Source organism: Shewanella sp. MBTL60-007 (genome assembly GCF_019654915.1).
GTDB lineage: Bacteria > Pseudomonadota > Gammaproteobacteria > Enterobacterales > Shewanellaceae > Shewanella.
Genome location: NZ_BPET01000026.1, coordinates 59,296 through 67,653, shown reverse-complemented (window position 1 = coordinate 67,653; position 8,358 = coordinate 59,296). Strand labels below are relative to the sequence as shown.

At 45.8% G+C, this 8,358-nt stretch carries 7 protein-coding genes; all 7 read left to right on the top strand.

Going from position 1 to position 8,358, the window contains the following annotated elements; translation table 11 throughout:
* Positions 1–382 precede the first annotated feature (382 nt).
* The 7 genes from K5Q92_RS11695 to lpxL all read left to right on the top strand — a co-directional run bounded on the left by K5Q92_RS11695 (position 383) and on the right by lpxL (position 8,329).
* Entirely contained in the window at positions 383–1,348 is a 966-nt protein-coding gene (locus K5Q92_RS11695) for a LysR family transcriptional regulator (RefSeq protein WP_220769179.1), read from the top strand.
* A gap of 206 nt (positions 1,349–1,554) precedes the next feature.
* Positions 1,555–3,768, top strand: a complete 2,214-nt coding sequence (locus tag K5Q92_RS11690; protein WP_220769178.1) for a molybdopterin-dependent oxidoreductase — start codon at positions 1,555–1,557, stop codon at positions 3,766–3,768.
* Between the two features lie 10 nt (positions 3,769–3,778).
* The gene (locus tag K5Q92_RS11685) at positions 3,779–4,324 is read left to right on the top strand and encodes a 4Fe-4S dicluster domain-containing protein (RefSeq protein ID WP_220769183.1); all 546 of its coding nucleotides are present in this window, start codon (positions 3,779–3,781) and stop codon (positions 4,322–4,324) included.
* Positions 4,324–4,914 (top strand): molecular chaperone, encoded by a 591-nt coding sequence (locus tag K5Q92_RS11680; RefSeq protein ID WP_220769177.1) that lies wholly within the window; start codon positions 4,324–4,326, stop codon positions 4,912–4,914. Before K5Q92_RS11685 ends, K5Q92_RS11680 begins: the two co-directional genes overlap by 1 nt.
* Positions 4,915–5,027: 113 nt before the next feature.
* The gene (locus K5Q92_RS11675; RefSeq protein ID WP_220769176.1) at positions 5,028–5,990 is read left to right on the top strand and encodes a formate dehydrogenase subunit gamma; all 963 of its coding nucleotides are present in this window, start codon (positions 5,028–5,030) and stop codon (positions 5,988–5,990) included.
* Between the two features lie 148 nt (positions 5,991–6,138).
* Entirely contained in the window at positions 6,139–7,203 is a 1,065-nt protein-coding gene (locus K5Q92_RS11670; RefSeq protein WP_220769175.1) for a porin, read from the top strand.
* A 196-nt stretch (positions 7,204–7,399) separates the two neighbouring features.
* Complete coding sequence (lpxL, locus tag K5Q92_RS11665) at positions 7,400–8,329, top strand: LpxL/LpxP family Kdo(2)-lipid IV(A) lauroyl/palmitoleoyl acyltransferase (protein WP_220769174.1); 930 nt, start codon at positions 7,400–7,402, stop codon at positions 8,327–8,329.
* Positions 8,330–8,358 lie beyond the last annotated feature (29 nt).

Here is an 8,358-nt window from a genome sequence, read left to right as displayed (position 1 = left end):
GAGATGTTTTTTTCATCCATAAAACACAACAAATCCAATCTGAAAAACAATGCTTAATATCTAAGCGCCACGAATCAAAATAATACACAAATCACACAGAATAACTATAAACCCATCAAAAACAAGTGGATAGAAAGGCACACCCTTTCTGACCAAACTGTACTATCGTTCCACTTAATAACAAATCATCCTTTCACAAAACTGTGTGACAATATATCTACAGCAAATATCACAAACTGCAATTTGCTAAAATTAAAATGTAAAACACGAGAGCCACATCAAATATACAAAAATAAGCTTATTAAAAATGTGACTTACAACACTGCATATCAAAACTCATATATAGATTATATTAACCAATATATTCCAACCAAAATTCACCATGAATAAAATAGACCAATTAAATTACAATCAATTAAAAGTATTTATTGCTATATATGAACATGGTCAAAGTCATCAGGCTGCAAATGAATTAGGCATGACAGCATCTGGCGTCAGTCGTACATTAAAAATATTAAGAGACACATTTAAAGATTCACTTTTTATAAGACGCTGCTCCGGTTTTATTGCCACAGAAAAAACTCACCAACTCATTCCGATGGCCAAGAGTCTCGTGGAGCAATACCAAAAAATAGAGATGCAACACTCAGTATTCACCCCAGCCGAATCGGGAGGGCAATTTGTTATCCATGCCTACGACGAGTTTGTCTATGCGGTGCAAAAAGTGGTGCGCAACGATATCTTAGCAGAAGCGCCAAATCTCAGGTTCGATGTCCGAGTGCTCACCCATGATTGCACCACAGAGTTGGCCAATGGTGATATGGATTTTATCGTCGTCTATGAGGGATTTAACGGTAAGAACCTCAACTACGAAATGTTTAGTGAAACCGATAGCCTTTATATTCTTGCTAGACGCAATCATCCGGTCTTAAGCCAAGCAATTACTCTCGAAAACCTCTCCCGTTACTCCTGCTTAGAGATCGATAACTACGATGATCTCAGCTGCCCACTGCTGGTCAACCTATGTAGAGAAAAAGATCTGTGTATGGAAGTTGAAGGCTACACCGACAGTTTAGCATCGGCCATGCGGTTATTGAGTGAAACCGATGCCATTACGCTGAGTTGTAATCAGTTCACCCGTCAATTCGTCAACATGCTGCCCGATATCGATTACATCCAATTGCCCGAAGAATTAGCGCAAAAGTGTCGAATTCGTCGCCGAGAAAACCGCGAAATTGGTAACTATGTATTGTTTGGTAATACCAATCATTCGGCGGCATTTAACTGGGTAAAATCCAAGCTTATTTGCGGTCTAGAAAGAGAGTGGCGTCTAGCCAGTGAAGACTAGTGTTTAGTTTCAATCAATAGGGAAAGTCAAACCCAGAATGATGGGAGTTCTGAGTTTGCAGTTAGAGGAGTTTTAAAAATAAAAATTGTGTGTAACCCAGTGAGTACCCGCTACGCCTGAAGCAGGCCCACTCGCTGAGCAATATTAATGTCGTCTTTGCTACAAAAATAAATAGTGAATTAACACTATCAAGATGGGGAAAACTTATGAAAATTAACAGACGCACCTTCCTGCAGGGAGTTGGAGCTAGTTCTGTTGTCGGCTCCTTGTCTGGCTTAATGCCAGGCATTGCCAATGCAACTGAACGCGGTGGTGCACCAGACAAGCTACTAAAGCGAGAAGGAAAAATCGTTTATCACACTTGTCAGCGAAACTGTGCCGACCGTTGCCTGTTGAAGTTTACTGTACAAAATGGCCGTATGACTTATGTCGAAGGCGCATCCGAGATGAAAAAAATGGGGACATCTCCTTGCGTTAAGGGCCATGCCTACGTGCAGTATACCTATGCAGCCGATCGCATTTTGCATCCGATGGAACGCGCGGGTGAAAAAGGCGAAGGTAAATGGCGCCGCATTAGCTGGGATGAAGCCTACGCAAAAATTGCCAGCCGTTTACAACAGATCATTAAAGAGCATGGCGCTGACTCCATTTTGCCATACAGCTACTCGGGCCATGAAGGCGTTATCGGTAAATACGGCGGACCTAGCCGTTTCTTTAACGCAGTCGGTGCTCGTAAGCTCGATCGTAAAGTGTGTGTTTTCGCCGCTTATGAAGGTCTAAAGTCTGTTACAGGTACTTACCAAGGACCCGATCCATACGACAACATTTACACCAATTGCTATATCTCTTGGGGTCAAAACGAAACTGCCACTAACGTTCACGGCATCAAGTTTATTAACCAAGCTCGTGACAAAGGCGCTAAGCTGTTAGTGGTTAACCCAATGCGTACGCCTATCGCGTCACAAGCTGACATCTGGTTACAGCCTAAGCCAAGCACCGACACGCATCTCGCAACCGGTATCATGAAATATCTAGTCGATAACGACTTAGCCGATATGAAGTTTATCGAAGCCAACACCCTTGGCTATGATGAACTACTCAAGCGTCTCGACGAGATGAGCTATGACGAGATCGAGCAAGTCACCGGTGTACCAAGAGAGAAAATGTTCGAGTTTGCCAAAGTCTATGGTGAATCAGAGCTTTCTGTCATTCGTTTAGGTTACGGTATGCAGCGTAACTACAATGGTGCACGTATGTCTCGCGCCATCGCCATGATGCACGCAGTCGCGGGTCAATACGGTAAGATTGGTAACGGCTTTATCTATGATAATACCCAAGCCGATGACAGCCTTAACTACTCTAAAGGCCGTGCAGACCATATTCACCCTAACGGCGATACCGTTGGTCACGTGAACATGACTGAGATCGCCAAGGCGATTCATCCAACCAATCCAACGGCTTACGGCAAACCGATCAAGCCAATTAAAGCCGTGATTAACTATAACGGTAACTTTGTCTCGGTTGCACCTGATTCAAATGCTTGCCGCTTAGGGGCAATGCGTGATGATCTGTTCCTTGTGGTACATGACTTTTTAATGACAGATACCGCTGAACTTGCCGATATTATCGTGCCATCAACGACGCAGTTTGAATTCCCAGACATGGGTACCGACTACAACTGCTATCACATGCAAACTTCTGAGAAAGTGATCGAGCCTTTAGGGGAATCTAAAGATAACTGGATCTTCTTTAAAGAGTTAGCAGCGCATATGGGGTTGGATTATCACCCAGAGATGCGAGTTGATTACGAGCAGATCCTACGCGACTTCCTCGATACTGACGAACCTGCATTTAGACACAACAACATCACTTACGAGAAGATCATCGAAGACAAATTTGTCACTGTTTACGATCAACGCCCTTACTTTGGCGATGGTAAATATAAAACGGACAGCGGCAAGATCGAGTTCTACTCGCAGATGATGAAAGACGCAGGCTATCACCCCGTTATCGACTTCGGCTTGCCTGAAGACGAGATGATCCCTGAAGAGAAGAAGCTACCATTCCGCATGCTATCTCCTGCAATTCCGCAGCGCGCTAACAGCTCCTTCTACAACGTTAAATACATCCGTAACTTCCCTGCATATTTGGCCAAGATCAACACCGAAGATGCGAAAGAGTTAGGCATTAAAAATAACGACAGAGTCAGACTCAGCAACCACCGAGGTGAGGCGTTCTTCACCGCTCAGGTTTCTGGGCAAGTTGGCCGCGGTACCGTTATGGCACCGAAAAACAACTGGCGCCGCATGGATCCATACGGCAAAGCTAGCTGTACCAACAACTTAACCACCGACAAGTTAACCGATATGGGCGGCTGTTCGGCCTACCACTCGACCAATGTCGCGCTAGAAAAAGCCTAAGGAGTAAATGATGACGATGAACAAAAGAGTAGGCTTTGTCTTCAGACAAGAGAACTGTGTCGGCTGTGGCGCCTGTACTGTGGCTTGCCAAATTCACAATGAACTACCAGAGAACCACCGCTTCCGTAAAGTCGACCGCTATGAAGTAAAACGTGATGACGGTGCCATCGATGTGTGGCTATCGCACTCTTGCATGCATTGTGAAAACCCAGCTTGTTTAATGGTTTGCCCTGCAAAAGCCTATCACGTACGTGATGATGGCATTGTGGTGTTAGATCGTGAGAAGTGCACCGGTTGTGGTCTATGCGCCAGCGCTTGCCCTTACTCTGCAGTCAGCATTCGTGAAGACGACGGCAAGGCAGATAAGTGCAACATGTGCGTCGAGTTACTCGATCGCGGTATGCAGCCTGCGTGTGTCCACGGTTGCCCAGTGGAGTGCATCCAAGTTGGCAACATTGACGAAGTGCTTAAGAAGCCATCAGCCAGCAAAGAAGGCATTGGTTACGGCGACTGCATCACGAAACCTAACATGGTGATTATTAAGGAACGCGCATAATGACAAACCAATATGGTCCGATGGCAACGGCTTACTTTGCCTTTAAATCGATGATCTTCTTTCCATCAGAAGTAGAAGCACTGAACGGATTAATCGCTTACCTAGAATCGAGCAATCCACAAAGTCCACTATTAGCTGAGGCTAAGCGGTTTGTCGAAGACCCATCCGAGCTGGAGTTTGACTTCAACCGCATGTGTATCGGCCCATATAAGCTGTTAGTTGCCCCCTATGAGGGCGTATACCGCAGCGGAAACCATGTCATGAACACAGATGAAACTGTCGAGGTGGCTGACTTCTATCAACAGATAGGTTTAGTCATCGACGATAAATTCAATGAACCTGCCGATTTTATCGGTAACGAATTGGAGTTTCTTTACTGTGTGCACGCCCTTGCAAGTGAGCAACGACAAGCAGAGAACCTAGATGCCGCCAACGAACTCGATGCCATGGCAGATGAGTTTGTTAATAAGCACCTAGGGCTATGGATTAATCCCTTCTGCGAAGGCATTAAGCAACATGCCAGCCTCAACTTCTGGCGCGAATTTGCCACCGAGTTGCAACTTTTTATCACTAAACAACTGCATGAATAGACTGACATCAAATCATTCTATTACACATCAGGATCAGGCTCTCTTGCAGCATCTAATGAGCTATGCACAGGAAAGCCAAAAGAGGCGACCCTAAGTCGCCAAAGGAGTTACCTATGAACAGAGCAATAAAATGGCTAAGTTTTATTGTGATCAGCCTGTTTGTTTCAACGGCCGCCATGGCTGATGAAGCAAGCTTGCAGCCACAGCAGTGGCAACCTATTAAGGTCGAAGCTATCGCTGGCGATATTCCAGAGTTACGCGGCATGCCTACTGATCCTCAGTTACAGCTGCCCGCATCACTCCCTGAAGATGCCAACGAAACCGTTTTAGGTTATTTAGCTGCGACTGACACCATCGCATTTTTGGTCTACGCCAGCCTATTTGCCGTTATCGCCTTGTTTATCATTTTCATCGTAATCAATGGTATTTCACGCTTAGATGATGGCTTCTCTGGCAAGTTAATTAAGCGTTGGTCGGGTTTAAGTATCAGTGTGCACTGGTTAGGTGCCATCGCCTGTATCTTCTTAATACTAACAGGCTTAGTACTAGCAGGTGGCCGCCTGTACTTAGAACCAAGCATGAACCAGTCTAGCTGGGCGTCACTGGTGGGGCTGTCGAGCGGACTACACGAACTGATGGCGTTCCCATTCATCTTAGGTTACATACTGATGATCTTCATGTGGGCACCGAAGCAAATTCCAGCTAGCTATGATCTTAAGTGGTTTGCGGTACTTGGTGGTTACCTCAACACGGGTAAGAAACACCACCCAGATGCAGGCTTTGCCAATGCCGGTGAAAAACTATGGTTCTGGGTCTTTGCCCTATTTGGCGGTCTAATGGTGATCTCGGGACTCACTATGATGTTCCCAGAGACTTTCGTGGTCACCAAGAACACAGCCAATACCATGCTGTTAGTACATATCGTATCAACCATTATCATCACCGCATTCTCAGTTGTTCACATCTTTATGGCAACCGTGATGTCAGAAGGTGGCATGTCCAACATGACCTCTGGCTATTGCGATGAAAACTGGGCTAAACAGCACCACAACCTCTGGTTCAAAGAGCTGAAGTAATCCACTGCAGCTAAAACTGTACCACCTGCTCACCAGCATCAACGCTGGTGAGCTCTTATAACACATACATACATTTATTCGTTCTGCACCAACTCTAGCCTTTAGAGAGGGCGACTTTGTTGCAGCCGAAATATAGGGAAATACACTCATGAACACATTTAAATCACTGCTGGCGACAGCCGTTAGCCTCTGCTGCTTCAATGCCTATGCCGCGGACTCTGCCACCAATGCAGAACTTGAGGCGCGTATCGCCAAACTCGAAGACAATGCCGCGCCATCACAATTTAAAAACAGCCAAGTGAGCCTCTATGGCTCTATTCGCCCAACCTTGAGCTACCTCGACGATAGCCAAGATAACACTTGGGATGTGCGTGATGCACTTTCTCGGGTGGGAATTAAGGCCAGCACTGAGTTTGCAGACGGTTGGACAGCGATCGCTCAAGGTGAATGGAGTGTCGATATCGCCAACTCAGGTAACTTTGGTAAAGCACGCCAAGCCTATGCCGCAATCGCCTCACCCTATGGCCAAGTGGGTATAGGTAAGCAACGCCCAGCACAGTACACCTTGGTGGCCGAGTATGTGGATATCTTTAACCATGGCAACAGCCCTTTTGCTTACGATCATGAAAGCCCATTCTTTGTCGATAATTTTGTGACCTACCAACTTGTAACCGGTGACTTCACTTGGATGGCAGGCGCTCAATTTGATGGTGATAACGGTGATGATGCCACCGATATGGTGAACGTCGGTGTCGGCTATGACATCGACCAACTGCATATTGGTTTAGGTTATGTCACTCAAAACACAACCGATCTGCAAGGGGTCGAAGGTGACGATAAGACCGTAGGTGGCGTCGTGGCGTATACCTTTAGTAACGATCTGTACCTTGCCGTGAGCTATCAAGATAAACAATATAACTATGATGCTGGCAGCATGAATAAGGATCGCAGCGGCAGTACCTTAGATACTGCGTTAGCTTATCCAATTTTCGATAACTACAAAATTAAACTCGGCTACTTCCAGTTTAAAGATGGTATCAAAGATAACACCTCGGCTGACTATGACGGCTTCAACACCACACTTGAATGGAATCCATTAGATAACGTTCGTGTGCACCTTGAATACCTAGATAAAAGCTATGATAACCGTGACAACGACCATGCCGTCACCATTGGCTTTAGATACGACTTCAATCTAACTTGGCACGGCTAAGCTAACGTATGATTACCCAAGTCTAGAGGCCATACGGCCTCTTTTACTTCCCCACCAACCAAGACTCGAATAATGTTAGAACCGTGGCAATAGCGTTGCCATCAAGCAACAACAAATATAGACAGCGCCTAATGAGTAAGGATGGCGTATAATCTTGCTATCGTTATTCTAGCTTCAGCAAGACCATTACCGCGTTATGAGTAAGTACACCACTCCCAGATTTTCAATTGCATTGCTTCACCCTAAATACTGGGGCGTGCTAATAATCGTAAGCATCAGTTATCTTTGTAGTTTATTGCCCTACGCGATTCAAATACGCATGGGGAAAGCCCTTGGACGTATAGCCATCGGCCTTATGAAAAAGCGTCGCAACACCATCGAGCGTAATCTAGAGCTCTGCTTTCCAGAGATGAGTGATGCCGAGCGCAAAAAGCTGATTAAGCAAAATATTGAAAATACCGGACTGGCGTTGTTCGAAACGGGGATGGCTTGGTTTTGGCCAGAGGCTCGCGTAGCCAAGCATGTTACCGTTGAAGGCATGGAGCATATCGATAAGCTAAAAGCTGAAGGACGTGGTGCTCTGTTAGTAGCAGTACACTCACTCAACCTTGAACTTGGAGGCCGTGCGTTTGGATTATTTAACTCCGGCATGGGTGTTTACCGCCCCAATAACAATCCTTGTTTTGACTACTTCCAACTAAAGGGGCGTTCCCGTGGTGGCCATACGTTAATTCACCGTAAGAACGTCAAGTTTATGCTGGAGTCACTCAATAATGGCGCATTCATGTGGTACGCCCCCGATCATGATTACGGCCGTCGCCGTTCGACCTTTGCTCCACTGTTTGCCGTTGAAAATGCCTGTACCACGACGGGGACCAGTATTTTAGTAGAGGGTTCTGACTGTGCAGTTGTACCGCTGGTCATGGTACGTAACGATGATAACGGCCACTATACTTTAACGATTAAAGAACCACTAATTGACCAGTTCCCTAAAGGGGATGAACAAGCTGGCGCCCGCTTTATCAATAAGATTGTTGAGGCCTCTATTATGGATGCCCCGAGCCAATATATGTGGCTACATAGACGCTTTAAAAATCGTCCCGATGGTGAGGCCTCTCTTTATTAAATGCCCGTATTAAGCGCTGTGCTCTAACT